The following is a 19,053-nucleotide window of genomic DNA, read 5'->3' as shown; positions in this document are numbered from 1 at the left end:
GTAAAAGGAGAGTGTTGACCCATGTTCAAACGACTATTGGCTTTGAGTGCGGCCTGTTTGATGCTATTGAGTGCGGCGGCATGCGGCGGAGCGGATAAACCGGAAACCTCTTCCAATCCTGCTTCGGGCAGCGCCATGTCCACCGATTCGCTGTCCGGCGAATCCGGTTCGGAAACCGGCTTAACCGATACCTCTCAGACGGAGGAAACCGGCGAAACGGAAGGTACCAACGCATCTGGCGGGAAGAACACGACCACCCCAAAAGGCGACAGCACCAAGACGACAAAAAAAACCAGCACCGGCGGCAAATCTATTGTCTGGTGGACAGAGAATCCTGGCTCCGGCGCGACGAAGCATCTGAACAACGCGCTGATCGAGTTTGAGAAAAAGAGCGGTATCACCGTGGAGATTTTCATTCAGCAGCCTTCCGGCGGTACCCTGACTGCATTTGACGACAAGTTCATCCCGGCCATGGCTGCGGGAAATGGTCCGGACGTGACCTCCTTCAACTATGTCAACCCGGAATACGCCGTGGACATTACCTCGAAATTGAATGCCGACTTCTGGAACCAGTTCTTCCCGTCGGTACGGGACAGTCTGAAGCTGGACGGCAAATATTACTCCACGCCCACCTTTATGAGCGTCAACGGCCTGTTGCTGTACAGCAAGGTGGACTTTAAGAACGCAGGCCTGGATCCCAATTCGCCTCCCACCACCATCAAGCAGCTGGATGAAATGGCGGCGAAGCTGTATAAGCCCAACAAAGCCGGCGACGGCTACGATCAGGTGGGCTTCTATCCCTGGTTCTGGCTCATGCTGGAATACCCGAATCTTCTGACCAAGCCCTTCGGAGGCGACTGGACCAACGCGGATGGCTATCCTACCGCCAACAGCGCCGAGGTGATCGCGGCACTGGAGTGGATGATGGGATATGTTAAGAAGTATGGCTTTGATAAGGTCAATAACTCCCTCTCCAAGCTCGTCAATGAGAATAATATGTACGGTCACGCGCTGGCCATGAATATGAGCTTCAGCGCACAGCTCAACGCTATGGCAAAGGGCAAGATGGATTCCAAGGAATGGGGTATCGCTCCCTTCCCCGGCAAGGATGCTAACCACAACGGCCTGTCCATCGGTCTGGCCGCCGGCTACAGCGTGGTTAAGGGGTCTAAGAAAGTGGATGAATCGGTGGAGTTTATGAAGTTCATGAGCACCGATTATCAGAAAAACTATGTGACCAAGAACTATCAGAATTATGACACCTATTCCTGCAACAAGAGCGCCTGGGAAGCCAACAAGGGCCAGCTGGACGGCTTCACCAAAATGATGTATGAAGACGTGCTGAGCTCCGCAAGGGCATCGGATATCGGCAGCCGGCTTCGTCAGGGCACATACACCACCCCCGCCACCTACATGACTCTGGTAAAGAACTCCATCGATAAGATTCTCAAAGGCGAGGTTGAAATTAGGGCGGAGATGGACGCTCTTCAGAAAAAGATCGCGGCTCAGACCAAAAAGAACTAATCCGCAGAAAGGACACATCACATGGATGGGAATACCCTGACACCGGCAGTGGCCTGCGTACAGACATATCACGGCATTCCCCGTTTGTTTATCAACGGGAAGCTGACGGCTCCTGTGTGCTACCTGCCCTCCGCCGCCGAATACACGGCGGAGCAGGACGCGCAGGAGATGAAGAGGGCGGCGCAGGCCGGTGTCAATTTGCTTGTGATCCCTTGGGGCACCTTTGACTATGCGGACCGGGATGCTTTTGTGAAACGTCTTAAGGACGATATCCTGTTTAATTCTTCCATGTCGGAGAATCCGGGCGCCTATATCATTCTGCGCATGGACTGCAACTTCGCGCCGGAGGCCATCGATATCGACGAAGGCGAACGGCTGGTGGTCAACGGTGGGCAGAAGGAGAACATCGCCTCGCTGACTTCGGCTCCCTGGTACGAGCACGTAAAGATTCGTCTGCGGATGATTGTGGAGCATGTGAAGAGCGATCCGCTGCTCAATGCGCGGATCATCGGCTACGAACTGCTGGGCGGCGATTCGGGCGAATGGTTCGGCCCGGGCTACTGGGACGGTTATATGGACACCTCGGAACCCAACCGGCGGGCGTTCTGCCGTTTCCTGAGGGAACGCTATGGCAGCGATGCCGCGCTGCGGCAGGCATGGGGGGAGCCGGGGGTTACCCTGGACAGCGCCCCGCTTCCTGCCTATGATCGGCTGCCCGGCGTGGTCAACGAACAGGCGCAGCTGGACAACGTCCAGCAGGGGCAAACCCTGCTGGACTCGCCTGGCAGCCAACACATCGTGGATTATCTAGATTATACCAACGAACTGCGGGCCAGCCGCTTGGCCGGTTTCGCCAAGGTGGTGAAGGAAGCCTGCAATGGTGAAAAGCTGGCCATGACCTATTATGGATATCATGCCGACTGCTATACCGCCAGCTCCAACCATTTTGCCATGTTCTGTCTGCTGGAGTCCCCGGATATTGATGTGCTCAGCGCGCCGGTGTCCTATCAGGATCGCTGCGAAGGCGGCATCGGCGCGTACATGGGCCTGGTGGATGCCGTGACGGCGGCCGGCAAGCTGTGGATGGACGAAGGAGACTATCGTTCGCCCCACCATATGACCGATCCCGGCCTGCCCTATCCCCCCACCACAGAGTTGCTGGATCAGATCCTGCGGCGGGAAATGGGCAAGTGCATGGTGTACAACACGGGCGTCTGGTGGCTGTCCTTCAACCAGGGCTGGTTCAATTACCCCTCTTTCTGGGAACACAACCGGGAGATGACCGGCCTCATGGAGCGGTATAACGCCGTGAAAATGGCGGATACGCCGGAGATTTGTTATGTACTGGATGAAAGGGCTATGTCGCTGGCGGGCGACGCCAACGCCACCGGTCTGCAGCTTGTCCGCTTCGCGCGCACGGTGCTGTATCGGTCGGGTTATCGGTTCGGCCTGTACACGCTGCAGGATCTGTTGGCCGGGCACATCGACGATGCCAAGCTGTACATTCTCGTGAATCCCTGGCGGCTGGATACCGAACAGACGCGGCAGGCTGCGGCGCATCTGCACCGTCCCGGCAAGGTCACGCTGTATGTGTATGGCAGCGGCTGGACCTCCCCGGAGAATTTCCGCACGCTGACCGGCATGACGCCGGAAAAATGGACAGGTTCCCACGGCTATACGCCGAAATGGAAGTTGAAGGAGGAGCTGGATCCTCAGCTGGCCGATTCCGCCTACCGGGAGGATCGGGTTCACGGCATTACGCAGGCGCTGGCCGATCTGGCCCTCACTGAACTCAACCCTGTCTATTCCATGGTCCCGGAGCCTGGGGTGACGGTGCTGGGTTCCTATCAGGGTGGCCCGGCGGACGGTAAAACCGGTTTCGCCTCCTATACCCGGGACGGCTGGACCTCCGTCTTCTTCGGAGGCATGAAGTTTTCGCCGACTTTGCTGGCCTATACGGCCGGACTGGCCGGGGTGCATGCCTTCATCGAACCGGGCGATGTGCTCAACGCTGACGCTCAGATGGTGATGCTGCATGTGTCCGAACCCGGGCAAAAGGTGGTTAGCTTCCCACGGGAATGCGACATTTACGCGGTGGATGAAAACCGGTGGAGCCGGGGAGACCGCTATATCATCCCGGATGCCTACCGGGGACAAACCATTCTTCTGCTCTATGGCGATCGGGAGACGCTTGAGCCGATTGTCGGGCCGGCGGAGTCGCTCTGTTCGAATGAAGGCGGCTGCGGTCGTATTCAGGTCATAGAAATATAATTTGAAAGAGGAGTGAACAAAGTGAAAAGAAGAAGCAAGTCTATTCTGGCTGTTTTGTCTTCTGTGGCTGTGCTCTTGAGTGCGCAGGTCGTCATGAGCCTCGGCGCTACCGCTTCCAATACGGATACCGTCGAAGCCTATGAGACCAAAGACGGCGACGCGAGTCATCTAATCAAAGATGCAACGGTAAAGTTGGCGAACGGCAACGGGCCTGGCACAGCGGTCGCTGGAAGGTGGCAGGAGAATTCTGACGGTACGCTGACGCATAAGGGCACGCATAACTATGATGCGCTTCTGTATCAGTTCGGTGAAGAAAATCTGCCGTCTGCCTATGAGATCGCGGGCAAATTCATGGTGAATGCGGTGCAGGACGGGAACTATGAGCTCTCTCTGGTATTCGGCACGGAATCCGTTGAAGACGTGATGCAGTACCAGATGGCGATGCTGTCTAACGTGCCGTATGACGATGCGTATCCGGGAACCCCCAAGGGCGCTTATATCAACCGATTCGGCGTCGGAATCAATTGGAATGTCACTTCGGATCCCAGGGACTGGAGCCTGCCGGGCATTGGTCAGGAGACCTCTTTTGCCATCAAGGTGAACGGCCGTGAAGTGGAGCTCACTCTGGGAACTGCGAGCTATACCTATCAGATTCCGGCAGGCTATGAAGACACTCGTGTGGCGTGGGGATTCTATATCGATGGCGTGGATGTCACCATCTCGGATCTGGCGTACAGTGCAGCCGGTGAAGAACCGGAAACCTATCCCACCAAAGACGGCGACGCGAGTCATCTAATCAAAGATGCAACGGTAAAGTTGGCGAACGGCAACGGGCCTGGCACAGCGGTCGCCGGAAGGTGGCAGGAGAATTCTGACGGTACGCTGACGCATAAGGGTACGCATAACTATGATGCGCTTCTGTATCAGTTCGGTGAAGAAAATCTGCCGTCTGCCTATGAGATCGCGGGCAAATTCACGGTAAATGCGGTACAGGACGGGAACTATGAGCTTTCTCTGGTATTCGGCACGGAATCCGTTGAAGACGTGATGCAGTACCAGATGGCGATGCTGTCTAACGTGCCGTATGACGATGCGTATCCGGGAACCCCCAAGGGCGCTTATATCAACCGATTCGGCGTCGGTATCAATTGGAATGTCACTTCGGATCCCAGGGACTGGAGCCTGCCGGGCATTGGTCAGGAGACCTCTTTTGCCATCAAGGTGAACGGCCGTGAAGTGGAGCTCACGCTGGGAACTGCAAGCTATACCTATACGACTCCGGAAGGGGTCGAAGACGCTCGTGTGGCGTGGGGCTTCTATATCGATGGCGTGGATGTCACCATCTCGGATCTGGCGTACAGTGCAGCCGGTGAAGAACCGGAAACCTATCCCACCAAAGACGGCGACGCGAGCCATCTAATCGATGGGGCGACGGTAAAGCTGGCGAGCGGCAACGGGCCTGGCACAGCAGTCGCCGGAAGGTGGCAGGAGAATTCTGACGGTACGCTGACGCATAAGGGTACGCATAACTATGATGCGCTTCTGTATCAGTTCGGTGAAGAAAATCTGCCGTCTGCCTATGAGATCGCGGGCAAATTCACGGTAAATGCGGTGCAGGACGGGAACTATGAGCTTTCTCTGGTATTCGGCACGGAATCCATTGAAGACGTGATGCAGTACCAGATGGCGATGCTGTCTAACGTGCCGTATGACGATGCGTATCCGGGAACCCCCAAGGGCGCTTATATCAACCGATTCGGCGTCGGTATCAATTGGAATGTCACTTCGGATCCCAGGGACTGGAGCCTGCCGGGCATTGGTCAGGAGACCTCTTTTGCCATCAAGGTGAACGGCCGTGAAGTGGAGCTCACGCTGGGAACTGCAAGCTATACCTATACGACTCCGGAAGGGGTCGAAGACGCTCGTGTGGCGTGGGGCTTCTATATCGATGGCGTGGATGTCACCATCTCGGATCTGGCGTACAGTGCAGCCGGTGAAGAACCGGAAACCTATCCCACCAAAGACGGCGACGCGAGCCATCTAATCGATGGGGCGACGGTAAAGCTGGCGAGCGGCAACGGGCCTGGCACAGCAGTCGCCGGAAGGTGGCAGGAGAATTCTGACGGTACGCTGACGCATAAGGGTACGCATAACTATGATGCGCTTCTGTATCAGTTCGGTGAAGAAAATCTGCCGTCTGCCTATGAGATCGCGGGCAAATTCACGGTAAATGCGGTGCAGGACGGGAACTATGAGCTTTCTCTGGTATTCGGCACGGAATCCATTGAAGACGTGATGCAGTACCAGATGGCGATGCTGTCTAACGTGCCGTATGACGATGCGTATCCGGGAACCCCCAAGGGCGCTTATATCAACCGATTCGGCGTCGGTATCAATTGGAATGTCACTTCGGATCCCAGGGACTGGAGCCTGCCGGGCATTGGTCAGGAGACCTCTTTTGCCATCAAGGTGAACGGCCGTGAAGTGGAGCTCACTCTGGGAACTGCGAGCTATACCTATCAGATTCCGGCAGGCTATGAAGACGCTCGTGTGGCGTGGGGTTTCTATATCGATGGCGTGGATGTCACCATCTCGGATCTGGCGTACAGTGCAGCCGGTGAAGAACCGGATGCTTATCCCACCAAAGACGGCGACGCGAGCCATCTAATCGATGGGGCGACGGTGCAGCTCGCCAACGGCAACGGCCCGAGTGCGGTTATTCCCGGTCGATGGCTGGAAAACACCAACGGCACCCTGACTCACAAGGGAACGGGGAACTATGATGCGATCGTATATCAGTTCGGCGACGAGAAGCTGCCCAATTCCTATGAGATCGCGGGCAAATTCACAGTGAATGCGGTGCAGGACGGCAACCGCCAGTTCTCGCTGGTATTCGGTACCGAATCCGTCGACGACGTGTCGCAGTATCAGATGGCGATGCTGTCAAACGTGTCGTTTGACTCGGTGTCAGACTATTCTGATCCCGCTACGAATTACATTAATCGCTTCAACGTGGGGATTGGCTGGAACACCTCTTCCGTTAACAAGGATTGGGCTCTCTCGGAAATTGGAAAGGAAACCACCTTCATCCTGCGTGTGAACGGCCGGAATGTGGAACTTGTCCTGGACGGCGAAACCTATGCGTATCAGACTCCTGAGGGGGTTGAGGACGCCCGCGTGGCGTGGGGCTTCTATATCGATGGCGTGGACGTGACCATTTCGGATCTCTATTATGGCGACATCCGCCCGGACGAGAACTTCTATGCCACCGAGGACGGCGACGAGAGCAACCTCTTTGACGGCTCCACCATCCGGTTGGATAATCTGGGCGAAAACATGGATCCCGTGGTGGGTGCCTGGAAGGAAGGCAAAAACGGCACGCTGGTGCACAGAGGCAACGGCAGCAAATATAACGCCATCCTGTATGAGTACGAAGAGTATATGCCCACCTCGTACGAGATTTCCGGCACGATGACCATTGACAAGGTGGACGGTATGGCTAGCCGGTTCGCCATTATCTTCGGCAGCAGCGAGTTTGACGACGACTTCTGGCAGGCCGCCCAAATGGCCCCCCGGAATTCGGAAGGGAAGCCGTATAATGACAACTACACCAACGGCTATCTGGCTGCCGGTATCGGCTGGGTGCCGAAGGCCAATCCTGGCGAAGCGCAGTGGACGCTTCCCGAAGAGGGAAAGACGGTAAAATTTGTGCTTATCGCGGACAATCGGACCATCACCCTGTCTCTGGATGGGGTCGCCTATGCGTCCTATTATATCGATGACGCGCACGATTTTACGGCGATCAATCGGTACTATGGGTTCTATTCGGACGGCGTGGACATCACTTTGTCGGATCTCTATTACGGCCCGATCAAGACCAAGCTGCCCGAACCAACCACGCCGTCTGAAGAGGACGAGGGCACGGTTATCACCCGTGCACCGGAAGAGGGCGAAAGCAACGGCGGCGAGGAAGACATTCCTTCCACCGGCGAGAGTTCTCTGCTTGCGGTCATCGCACTGTTGGGGGCGGTTCTCTCCCTGGCAGCGGTGCTGCTGATTAAAACGCAGAAAGCCCTAGGCATGAAAGAATAACCTGTAAACCGGTTCCTGTTTCGAGCCGGCCCGGGTCTTACGCCGGGCCGGCCGATAGGGCGGCGCTGGCCGAATTTGTTCAGCGGGTTTGCCGATTTATGAGAAAAGAGGTTGGTTCGTGTTGCAAGCGAAAGAATTTCTCCCAAACACCTCAAAAAACATGCTGCGCTACCGTAAACGGACAAAAAACCTGCTGGTTAAAGTCGCCATCTATTTTATCCTAATCAATCTGGCGTTTGTTTTTCTCTATCCATTTTTGCAGGTGTTTGTGCGTTCCATCAAGTCGGCCGACGATCTGATGAACGTGACGGTGAACTGGATTCCCCACTCGCCGCAGCTGTTTGATAACTATTCCCGCGCAGCCGAAGCGCTGCAATATGGGAAATTTTTGCTTAATTCTTTGATTTTGACCATTCTGCCCACCATCGGGGCGGTACTTTCCGCGTCGCTGGTCGGCTATGGATTTGCCCGGTACAATTTTAAAGGGCGCGGTATTTTATTCATGCTGGTGCTCCTCACCCTGATTGTACCGCCACAAGCTGTGATTATTCCTCTTTATGAGTTATACAATACATTCGGCTGGCTGAATCCGCAGCAGCCGTATCTCTCCTGGCTTCCTCTGATTGTCCCCAGCTTCTTTGCCAACGGCCTGAAAGGCGGTTTGTTTGTCTTTATATTCCGGCAGACCTTCCGCGGCATTCCCAAAGAGCTGGAGGAAGCCGCCCGCCTGGACGGCTGCGGCATGCTGCGGTCTTATCTGTTGGTGGCGATGCCACTGTCCGGCCCGGCGATCTTGGTCTCCTCTATTCTGTCTATTGTGTGGCAATGGAACAATTATTTTGAGCCGCAGGTTTTCCTCACACTGGACACGATGTGGCCGCTGACCATGCGTCTGGCCGATATCTATACCTATTATTTCCAATCGGCTCAGGATGCATTTTCCACCTATAACATCGCCATTGTAGCGGCAGCAAGCGTACTGGTGATGATACCCATGGTGGTTTTTTATGCGCTGGTACAGCGTTTGTTTATCAAAGGTGTGGAACGTACTGGACTGGTAGAATAATGACGCCTCAAGTCATCCGAAAGGCGGGGTTGTGACAAATGCGAAAACATATGAGCAGGTCAAGCGGCCTGCATACTACCCGTAAGCTGGCGTGGACCGGATTCCTGTTTACGTTGCCGTTTTTGGTGCTTTTTCTGATATTCACCGTGCTGCCGGTACTGGAATCCGCGTGGCTCAGCCTGACCAATTACAACATGATGGAGTCGGGACAATGGGTGGGCTTTGACAACTATTTCAACCTGTTTACCAACGATGATGTGTTTTTGATCGCGCTGAAAAACACGCTGCTGTTTGCGTTGCTGGTGGGACCGGCCGGTCTGGTGCTTTCCTTCATTTTTGCCTATGTCATCAGCCAGCTGAAGTTCAAAACCGGATTTGCGCTGGCCTTTTATGCGCCGTCCATCACCAGCAGCATTGCTCTGTCCGCGGTTTGGCTGTATTTTTTCTCGCCTGACCGCTATGGCCTTCTCAATGATTTACTGTATTCCTTGGGGATCATCAACTCGCCGATTCTGTGGACCACCGACCCGCAGTACATTTTCATCGTCGTGGTGATCATCACCCTGTGGATGAGCATGGGCACCGGGTTTCTGACCTTTCTGGCCGGTATCCAGAACGTATCGGCCGAGCTCTATGAGGCTGGCATGATAGATGGGGTGCGCAATAAGTTCCAGCAGCTGATTTACATCACGCTGCCCAGCATGAAGCCCCAGCTGCTTTTCGGTGTCATCAATGCAGTCGCCTCCTCCTTCGGCGCATTCGACATCGTCGTCGCGGTCGCCGGTATTCCCAGTCCCAATTATGCAGCGCATACGCTGGTGGCGCATCTGTACGATCACGCTTTTCTGCAATTCGAAATGGGGTATGCGTCGGCAGTGGCGGTCGTCCTGTTCGTGCTGACCTATTCCGTGGGCAGCATTTTCCGTAAGATACTGGCATCCGACGACTGAAATGACCTCTAAGGGGGAAAGCAAGCAATGGCTATGGTTCGCAGCCGAAGCTCCAAGGTGTCGATGATCTTTGTTTATGTGATCATCACCTTGATTTTGATTATTACCGTGCTGCCGCTCATTTACTTGGCTGTCACGGCATTTAAGCCTTTGGATGAGCTGTTTATCTGGCCGCCCCGTTTTTATACGCTGCGGCCCACGCTCTCCAATTTCAGCAGTCTGTTCACCGCCATAAGCGGATATACCGTACCGTTTACCCGGTACATATTCAACAGTCTGTTTACCACTGTGGCGAGCGTGCTGGGTACGGTGATTGTGTGCGGAATGGGCGCCTACGGGATGTCCAAGTTCCGCTATCCCGGTTCCCGTCTGCTGTTTTCGCTGGTGGTGGCGGCACTGATGTTCAGCCCTCAGGTCACCCAAATCCCCACCTATATGGTGGTGTCTGGCATGCATCTGACCAACACGTATTGGGCACTGATTCTGCCCAAGCTGTCCACGGCTATGTATTTGTTCCTGGCCAAGCAGTTTATGGATCAGATCCCGGATACCTATATAGAGTCGGCCCGTATTGACGGGGCGGGGGAGAGCACCATATTTATCCGCATCATCCTCCCCATGATCAAGCCCGCGCTGATGACGGTAGTGGTGTTTTCCTTCACCGCCTTCTGGAATGACTTTTTCAGCCCGATGGTATACACTACCACGGAAGAAATGAAGACACTGCCGCTGGCGCTGCAGACCATCGGTACCAACGTCATGCGGGCCGGCGCGTCCAACGCCGCCTCTTTCCTGATGACGGTGCCCACCATTGTGGTGTTCGTAATCATGCAGAAGCGGGTCATGGAAACCATGATTTATTCAGGAATCAAGGGCTGACAGCCTTTGAAAGAAAATCTGTATGCTACCCCATGCATCTGCATGGCGGGCATGGAAAGGCGGGGTGCTACCTGTGCGTAAATGGATTGCGATACTGCTGACGCTGTTTTTATGCGCGCTGCCCGTGTCGGCCAAACAGGTTGACTATGTGATTACCGGAGATGGGATCAAACTGCCGATTACCGTCAGTTATCGTTTCCAGGATATTTTGTCCTATGTTGACAGCAGCGAAAATCCCTTTTTCAAAAATCCCAATGGTCTCTATGTGGACGGACAGGACAACGTATATGTTTCCGATACGGGCAACAACCGGGTGGTGAAATTCAATAAGGCTCTGGAATTTGTACGGGAATACACCCTGGCGGACACGGATACGCCGCTCAAAGAGCCGCAGGGCCTGTATGTGGACGATCGGAACAGTCTTTATGTAGCCGATACGGGCAACAACCGGGTGGTGCACATTGCGGAGGATGGACACTGGATCGAGAATTTCACCGCGCCGGATTCCAGTCTGTTCGATTATGAGAGCTACGGATTTTCTCCCACCAAGGTGACCATCGATAACTTCGGCTATCTCTGTATTCTCAACGGAAACGACTATCACGGCATCATCAAGCTGGATGCGCATAACCGCTTTGTGGGGTATTACGGAACCAATAAGGTGACTCCTACCCTCGGCGACTATATCATCCGTTATTTCGGCTCAGAAGAACAAAAAGAGCAGTATATGAAAAAGCAGCCGCCCTACATCACGGGTATGTATGTGGACGACTCTGGTTACACCTATACGACTAACGCGCTCGTCGAAAATCAGGAGATTAAAAAGCTGGATCAGAGTGGTTCCAACACCTACGCTTCTACAGACAGCTTTGTGGAAGAAGATAAGCTAGGGAAGGGGCGGCTGGAGGATATCCATGTATCCGACGACGGAATCGTTACCGTGGTAGACAGTGCCAAGCGCAAGATATATCAGTATGATTCCATGGGCAATATGCTGTGCGCTTTTGGCGAAGAGGGCGATGTGGAGGGGACCTTCGGCTATCCCGTGGCTGTCAGTGCGGACAGCCACGGCAACCTGTACGTTCTCGACCGGGATTTGGGCAACGTGCAGATCTTCCAGAAAACCGAGTTCATGCAGAATGTGCACGACTATTTATTTCTATATAAAGAGGGCCGGTACGACGAATGTGCGGAAAAAATTCAGGCGGTGCTGCAGACGGACTCCACCTATCTGCCGGCCTATCATGTCAGAGGCAAGCTGCTCTATAAAGACGGGCAGTATCAGGAAAGCATGAAGGCTTATGCCGCCATACATGACATGAAAGGGTATTCCGATGCCTTTGACAAGCAAAGGCAGATTTATTACCGCCAGTATTTCGTGCCAATCCTCATAGGAATCGTACTGCTGGCTGTGGGAATCGTGATGCTTGTATCCCGTACGAGACGCTGGGCCAGACGGAAGATACTGGATGGGATGGTGAACCGAGATGCTTAGGAATATCCTGATTACCCTGTATTATCCGGCGGATGGCTATGAGCGGCTGCGGCGCAAAATGCCTTATGGACAGGCGTGCATCCTGTATGTGTGCATCTGTGTGATGACCGTGCTGCAGGTACTTTTTACCCACCAGCCGCTGGCTCTGGTTCGTCCGGATGAGGCCAATCTGTTTTTTGAAATTTGTAAGGTCATGGTGCCTCTGCTCACATTTGTACTGGTCAGCTATGGCATGTCCACCCTCAACGACGGCGAGGCAAAGCTGGGCGCGGTGTTTATCGGTACGGCATTCAGCATGCTGCCGTATCTGCTGATGACGCCGGTGCTCATTACGCTGTCCCGTATTCTGTCCGCGAGCGATGCCGCCATCTATTACGGTTTATCTGCCTTGGTGTGGGCATGGGTATGTTTTCAGTTCTACCGGCAGGTGAATATCCTCAACAACTATACTCTGCCCCAAACGGTGGGCCTGATCGTGCTGACGCTGTGCGGTATGCTGGCGTTGTGGGCGCTGCTGGTGCTGTTGTATTTCCTGTCACGCAACCTGTTCCAGTTTGTACAGGAAATATGGATGGAAATCTATCTCCTGTTCAATTGACCGCCGCGGCGGCCGGAATGCGTCACAGAAATCCGCGCCGCCGTTCCGACTTGAGCGAAAGTACAGAGGTGATATAGGCGATGAAATTGCATAAGAAGGCCAAACGGACATTGTATGCGCTTCTGGCTTCCGCGGCCGTCCTGACAGCCAGCGTACAAGTGGGGGCCATCAGCTGGTTTGGCCCTGGTTCGGACACACCGGACGGAAACGAGACAGCCTCTCAGGAATACAAGACGGTGGCGTCCAACGGCACCCTCGAGTTACAGATGACCAGCGGTACGGGCCGTCTGCGCGTTGTGGAAAAGGTCACGAATCATGTGTGGCGCAGCTGGAAAAAGGACGAGCTGACAGAGGAGGAGGTCAACACTTTTACCTTCCTGCAAAGCAACGTGGAATCCGCCCTGATGTGTACATATTTTTCCAAGGATGTGGCAGATGCCAGCTATCAGACCATTTATTCCGATGAATGCAGCAGCTTGACCATTGCGGAGCGGGAGGACGGCGCTGATGTCTCCTATGTGTTTAAGGATATCGGCATTGAAATTGTCGTCCAGTATCGGTTGGAGGATAACACCCTGCGGGTATCCATTCCTAAGGATACTATCCGGGAAACCGGCGATAATCTCTTGGCCACTATCAGCGTCGCTCCCTTCTTTGGCAGCGGACGGGACACGGATGACGGATTCGTCCTGCTCCCCGACGGCAGCGGCACGCTGGTGCGCTTTAAAGAAGAGCATCCCGACTATACCTCTCACTATGAACAGTCTATTTTCGGCAGCGATACCGTCCGGGTAGAGGAGGATATCTATTCCAACAAAGAGGATGTCATGCTTCCCGTGTTCGGCATCAGCAACGGTGGCTACGCCATGACCTGCGATATCCGGGAAGGGGCGGAGGATACCAATCTGGTCTGCTGGCCGAGCGGGTATCGTCTTCGGGTGACCAGCGCCTATCCCACCTTCCAGCTGCGGCGGCCTTATTATGCCACCCTGTCCAATACCAGTACCGTGCGCAAATACTCCACCGGCCCCATCAGCCACGGCTTTTCCGCGGTGTATACCTTCCTGGGGCAGGGGAAAGACAGCTACAGCGATATGGCCGTTTCCTACCGCGCGTATCTGCTGGAAAGCGGGACCCTGCAGGATAAGCTGAAAACCGACGCGGTGCTGGCTCTGGATATCTTTATGGCCGCGCAGGAATCCAAAATGCTCTCCAACGAGTATATTCCGGTTACCACCTTTTCTCAGGCGCAGGATATGCTCGGTGAGCTTATCGGACAAGGGGCAGACAACCTGCTGGTTCAGATGACCGGCTGGACAAAGGGCGGTTATACCGCTTCCCCCAACCGGTTCCCCATCCCTGGCCAGATTGGCGGCGCGTCCGGAAGCGCCGCGTTCAGCGAATTTGCTGAGAAGGCAGGCATCCCGGTGTATTATGCCGATGACTATCTGTCTGCCGATAAGGAAAAGGGAACGGTGAATCTGAATACCGTGGTCTATCAGGGAAACCGTCTGATTGCAGAAACCGATACGCTGGGCACCAAGTATCTGTTCAGCCCTCTGTATGTGAAGCAGTGCTTTGAAAAGGCGAAGAAGTCCTATCAGAAGAGCAGCATTCATGGCCTGATTTTTGAACGGATGGGCAAGGAATTGTATTTCGATTACAACCCAAAATATCAGGACATGACCCGTTACGACACCGCACAGGTCTGGCAGCAGGTTTTGAAAAGCTGGACCGATCAGGGGGGGCGCGCCGCCGCGCAGGGAGGCAATGCCTATGTGCTGCCCTATACCGATTGGGTACGGGACATTCCTTCCAGGGATTCCGGCTATTTCTTCCGGGACGAAACGGTCCCCTTCTATCAGATGGTGGTGCACGGCAGCGTTCTATATACGGGAATGCCGATCAATCTGTTCAGTGACAGCCGGATGGATTATCTGAAAATGATCGAATACGGCTGCACGCCTCTGTTCGTGCTCAGCCACGACAGCCCGCAAAAGCTGATCGCTTCCGATTACAATCAGCTGTTCAGCTCCGAGTTCTCGCAGTACAGGGAGCGAATCGCACAGGAATATCAAACGTTTTCCACCGATTTTGCCGGGATTAGCTCCCAGGCAATGATCGGTCATCAGAAGGTGGCCGACGAGGTGTACTGTACGACCTATGCCGACGGTACACAGGTGTATGTCAACTATGGGCACACGCCGTATACGGATGCGCTGGTGACGGTGGAAGGCGAAAACTACACGATAAAAGGGCGGTGATAGGGAATGCAGAAAATACCGAAAGCAGCATCGGAAAAGAAAAAACGCCCCTCCTCCGCTCGGCTGCCCGCCCAAGAGAGATCCGACAAACCGCAGATGCTTCGTTCCATTACTTGGGAAAGAAAATACGGTGGGTATTTGTTCATCCTTCCGTGGATTATCGGCTTCCTGGTTTTCTTCTCTTATCCACTCATCAAGACCATCCTGCTGAGCTTTTCGGAAAACGAAAGCGTCAGTATCGATCAACTGGGCCGTTTTTCCCTGGATGGGTTCGGCATGTACCAGAAAGCGTTCATTACCGATACAGAGTATTTGCCGCTTTTCTCCAAAATCGTGGGGGACACGGTGATCAACACCATCCTGATTCTGATATTTTCGTTGTTTGTGGCCCTGTTGCTCAATAAAAATCTGCCTGGCAAAGGTCTGTTCCGCGCAATTTTTTTCTTGCCGGTCATATTGGGCACGGGCACCCTTTCCACCATGGTCATTGATAGCGATACGGCGGCGGGCATCATGGCGCTGGACGTGAATACCCTCTCCAGCGTACTCTCCGCCGACATGGCCGAAGTGGTGATGAACCTGCTGGGCGCGCTGAGTATGGTATTCTGGCGGTCATCAGTGCAGATGGTCATCTATTTGTCCGGCCTGCAGGGTATTTCGGACAGCCTGTATGAATCCGCCGACTGCGACGGCGCGACTGCCTGGGAAATGTTTTGGAAGATCACGCTGCCCATGCTGGCGCCAGTGACTTTGCTCAACCTGGTATATACCATTATTGATTCGTTCACATCGGCAGACAACAAGATGCTCGATTATATTTACACGACGGCGTTCAAAGATCTCAATTTCAGCTACGGCGCTGCCATGAGTGTGATGTATCTGTTGTTTGCTCTGGCTTTTGTCGGTGTCGCGTATGCCATTATGGCCCCGCGTTCCAAGCATGCTTCGGAACGTGCGTGATTTCCGGAGGGAAAGGAGAAATGTCCCGTGTGGAAAAAAGCGATCAGTTTGGTTCTGAGCGTCGGTTTATACGTGACCCTGTTTAGTGGCACGGCCGGGGCGTCAGAAAAGCTGCAGGATTATGTGGATGGAAGCAGCACGTTTGTTCCGATTGATTACGATGTGGATCTGGACTCGCTGGTATATTACAACGAATATCTTGCCGAGCAGGGGGAATTGCCGCCAGTGAGCGGTTCTGTTATCCTGCAGGCGAAGGATGCCAAGTCGGCAGACGACGGGGAAGTAAAGCTGACTGCCGAGCCGGATGGAAAGATCTCTCTGGTCATGGAAAAGGAGCGAGCCTACAGCTGGACCTTCACCATGCCTGCCGCGGGCTATGCCAGCGTCTATGTGGAATATATCCCGGTCGAGAATAATGTCAGCGCCATCACCCGCGGCGTTCGGATAAACGGGGAGGTTCCCTTTTACGAAAGCCAGACGGTGCAGTTTGACAGACAGTATCAGGATGTGGGCGAAATCAAGCAGGCGGTGGGCGGCGATGACATCCGTCCCTCCACCGAAGAGCTCTTCAAGTGGTCGGAAATCGGCCTTGTCGACGCGGGCGGCCTGTATGAACAGCCTTTTCAGTTCCGGTTTAACGCCGGAGAGAATACCCTGCAGCTGGATTACGGTATGGGGGAAATGAAAATCACGCAAATCCGCATAGAAGCCCCCCAGGTTCTTCCCACCTATGAGGAATACCGTGCCAGCCTGCCGGAGGAGGTCAAGGACGCTCCGGCAGGAACCCTCCTGTCCTGGGAAGCGGAGAAGGGCGCCGTGCGCAACGATCCCTCTATCCGCTCGGTGTGTGACACCGACGCGGCCACTGTGCCCTATTGCGATGGAGATTACCGGCTGAATACGCTGGGAGACTCCCGGTGGGCCACGGGGAACCAGTGGGCGGAGTGGTCCTTTCATGTAAGCAAAGCGGGGCTGTATCAGATAAGCTTCCGCGCCTCTCAGTGGTATAACGATGGCCGTTCTTCCTACCGGCAGGTGACCATCGACAATGAGGTGCCTTTTTCCGAGCTTTTGGCTTATGAGATTCCCTACTCCCGCAGCTGGCAGACCATTACGCTGGGCGAGGAGAAAGACAAACCCTATCTCATCTATCTGGACGAGGGCGACCATACCATCCGCCTTACCACAAAAATTGGCTATATGTCGTCGGTTTCCAATCACTTGGAACGCGCCTCCCTGCGCCTGTCCGATGTGCTGCGCAGCATCATCAAGGTTACCGGTTATGACATCGACGTAAACTACCGCTATGAATTGGAAAAAAAGGCTCCGGAGGTTATCACGGGTTTTCAGGAGATTCTGGCGGAAGTGAAGGCTATGCTGGAGATCATGGAGGCGGCCGGGACCAAACCATCTTTGTATTACAGTCTGGTTTCCACAGAAGAACTGCTGGAAGGGGTTATTCAGAATCCGGACGATGTTACTATCCGGTATGATGAGCTGAGCACGCTGCAGACGAATTTCGGCACCTGGATGGATTCCATTCGTTCCAACGCGCTGGGTATCGATAGCTGGACCATCTGTGACCCGGCCACCGCACCGCCTAAGGCCACGGCCAGCTTTTGGGGCAGCCTGGTCAGTACGGTGAAAATCTTCGTCAAATCTTTCTCCAAGGATTACAGCAGTATTTCGGTGGGCGAAGGAGAAAGTGATTCCCGTATCCGCGTGTGGGTGTCTCTCGGCCGGGAATGGGCCGAAGCCCTGCGAGATATGGTGGACAACCAGTTTACCCCCGCTTACGGTACGCAGGTGGAAATGAACGTTTTCCCGTCAGGACAGCTCAATGCAGGTGCCGCTAATGCCTTGATGCTCGCTATCAACTCCGGTACGGCGCCCGATGTGTGCATCGGCGTCGCGACCTCGTCGCTGGCCGAATTTGCCATGCGGGACGTGCTCACCGATTTGAGCCGGTATGAGGAGTTCGACGCTTTTACCAAGAAGTTTATTCCCAATGCGTTTGTGCCGTTTACCTATCAGGAGGGCGTCTACGGCATTCCCTGTACCCAGGACTTCAGCGTGCTTTTCTATCGGAAGGACATCCTGTCCAATTTGGGCTTGGGTATTCCGCAGACATGGGACGATGTTTACCAGATGATTGCCCAGTTGAATGCCAGCGGCTATGAATTCTATTATCCGCAGAACCCGGCTCCTTTTATTTTCCAAAATGGTGCCAGTTATTACAGCGAGGATCTGCGTTCCTCTGGAATGGACGACGCCCGTTTTATGAAAGCCTTCGAGCAATATACCGAGCTGTTTATCAACTATCAAGTGCCCACGGCGGCCAATTTCTTTAACCGGTTCCGCACGGGGGAAATGCCCATCGGTGTGGGGAGCTATGACTTGTATCTCTCTCTTAGCACGGCGGCGCCGGAGCTTAAGGGGCGGTGGGGCATCTATATGCTGCCTGGCACGGTGCAGGAGGACGGTACCATCGACCGTTCGGTCAACGGCGGCGCCAATCCGGTCTCCACCAACCCAAGCACCGCCAACATGATATTGAAGGATTCCGCTCATCAAAGCGAATCGTGGGAATTCCTCCAATGGTTTATGAGCGAGGATATCCAGGTGGAATACGGCAATCTGGTAGAATCGATCATCGGACTCGGCGCCCGCTGGAACAGTGCCAATCTGGCGGCCTTCAAACGCCTTCCCTGGAGCAGTGAAGAGATCAACACCATCACCAAGCAGTGGGAGTACAACAAGGAAATCCCGATTGTCCCTGGTTCCTATGCCACTACGCGGTATCTCAACTTTGCCTGGACGGATATCGTCATCTCCGGTAAGGAGGTTCGATCCACGCTGGAAGAGGCCGCTGAGGAGGTCAACCGCGAAATCGACAAGAAGTATAAGGAATTCGCTAAGCGGGAGGCCAGCAAATAAGTCCGGAAAATTGCAGA

Annotated in this window: 11 protein-coding genes; all 11 read left to right on the top strand. The window is 54.3% G+C overall.

What is annotated here, in order from left to right; genetic code table 11:
* Positions 1-21 precede the first annotated feature (21 nt).
* The 11 genes from ACSAMM_RS08420 (at position 22) to ACSAMM_RS08370 (ending at position 19,036) form a co-directional block, all read left to right on the top strand.
* Positions 22-1,524 (top strand): hypothetical protein, encoded by a 1,503-nt coding sequence (locus ACSAMM_RS08420; protein WP_457791031.1) that lies wholly within the window; start codon positions 22-24, stop codon positions 1,522-1,524.
* Positions 1,525-1,545: 21 nt separating this feature from the next.
* Positions 1,546-3,795 (top strand): hypothetical protein, encoded by a 2,250-nt coding sequence (locus tag ACSAMM_RS08415; RefSeq protein WP_457791030.1) that lies wholly within the window; start codon positions 1,546-1,548, stop codon positions 3,793-3,795.
* Between the two features lie 21 nt (positions 3,796-3,816).
* Positions 3,817-7,887, top strand: coding sequence for a hypothetical protein (locus tag ACSAMM_RS08410; RefSeq protein ID WP_457791029.1), 4,071 nt, complete (start codon positions 3,817-3,819; stop codon positions 7,885-7,887).
* A 121-nt stretch (positions 7,888-8,008) separates the two neighbouring features.
* The gene (locus tag ACSAMM_RS08405; protein ID WP_457791028.1) at positions 8,009-8,953 is read left to right on the top strand and encodes a carbohydrate ABC transporter permease; all 945 of its coding nucleotides are present in this window, start codon (positions 8,009-8,011) and stop codon (positions 8,951-8,953) included.
* A 50-nt stretch (positions 8,954-9,003) separates the two neighbouring features.
* Positions 9,004-9,903 (top strand): carbohydrate ABC transporter permease, encoded by a 900-nt coding sequence (locus tag ACSAMM_RS08400; protein ID WP_457791027.1) that lies wholly within the window; start codon positions 9,004-9,006, stop codon positions 9,901-9,903.
* Between the two features lie 33 nt (positions 9,904-9,936).
* Positions 9,937-10,782: a carbohydrate ABC transporter permease gene (locus tag ACSAMM_RS08395; protein WP_457791026.1), complete on the top strand. Its 846-nt coding sequence runs from the start codon at positions 9,937-9,939 to the stop codon at positions 10,780-10,782.
* Between the two features lie 73 nt (positions 10,783-10,855).
* Positions 10,856-12,277 (top strand): hypothetical protein, encoded by a 1,422-nt coding sequence (locus tag ACSAMM_RS08390; RefSeq protein ID WP_457791025.1) that lies wholly within the window; start codon positions 10,856-10,858, stop codon positions 12,275-12,277.
* Positions 12,270-12,875 carry a hypothetical protein gene (locus ACSAMM_RS08385; RefSeq protein WP_457791024.1) on the top strand — a complete coding sequence of 202 codons (606 nt, stop codon included), beginning with the start codon at positions 12,270-12,272 and terminating at the stop codon, positions 12,873-12,875. The genes ACSAMM_RS08390 and ACSAMM_RS08385 overlap by 8 nt, the downstream gene beginning before the upstream one ends.
* Before the next feature lie 80 nt (positions 12,876-12,955).
* Positions 12,956-15,139 carry a DUF5696 domain-containing protein gene (locus ACSAMM_RS08380; RefSeq protein WP_457791023.1) on the top strand — a complete coding sequence of 728 codons (2,184 nt, stop codon included), beginning with the start codon at positions 12,956-12,958 and terminating at the stop codon, positions 15,137-15,139.
* A 6-nt stretch (positions 15,140-15,145) separates the two neighbouring features.
* Positions 15,146-16,099, top strand: a complete 954-nt coding sequence (locus ACSAMM_RS08375; protein ID WP_457791022.1) for a carbohydrate ABC transporter permease — start codon at positions 15,146-15,148, stop codon at positions 16,097-16,099.
* A gap of 27 nt (positions 16,100-16,126) precedes the next feature.
* Entirely contained in the window at positions 16,127-19,036 is a 2,910-nt protein-coding gene (locus ACSAMM_RS08370; RefSeq protein ID WP_457791021.1) for an extracellular solute-binding protein, read from the top strand.
* Positions 19,037-19,053 lie beyond the last annotated feature (17 nt).

The organism is Anaeromassilibacillus sp. SJQ-5 (assembly GCF_054108045.1).
The sequence above is the reverse complement of the archived record's forward strand: the minus strand, read 5'-3'. Positions and strand labels throughout refer to the sequence as shown.

What these genes read in the sequence shown, in the direction of transcription:
- ACSAMM_RS08385 (WP_457791024.1), top strand. Translation starts at nt 12,270, where the DNA reads ATGCTTAGGAATATCCTGATTACCCTGTATTATCCGGCGGATGGCTAT.
- ACSAMM_RS08375 (WP_457791022.1), top strand. Translation starts at nt 15,146, where the DNA reads ATGCAGAAAATACCGAAAGCAGCATCGGAAAAGAAAAAACGCCCCTCC.
- ACSAMM_RS08415 (WP_457791030.1), top strand. Translation starts at nt 1,546, where the DNA reads ATGGATGGGAATACCCTGACACCGGCAGTGGCCTGCGTACAGACATAT.
- ACSAMM_RS08420 (WP_457791031.1), top strand. Translation starts at nt 22, where the DNA reads ATGTTCAAACGACTATTGGCTTTGAGTGCGGCCTGTTTGATGCTATTG.
- ACSAMM_RS08380 (WP_457791023.1), top strand. Translation starts at nt 12,956, where the DNA reads ATGAAATTGCATAAGAAGGCCAAACGGACATTGTATGCGCTTCTGGCT.
- ACSAMM_RS08395 (WP_457791026.1), top strand. Translation starts at nt 9,937, where the DNA reads ATGGTTCGCAGCCGAAGCTCCAAGGTGTCGATGATCTTTGTTTATGTG.
- ACSAMM_RS08400 (WP_457791027.1), top strand. Translation starts at nt 9,004, where the DNA reads ATGAGCAGGTCAAGCGGCCTGCATACTACCCGTAAGCTGGCGTGGACC.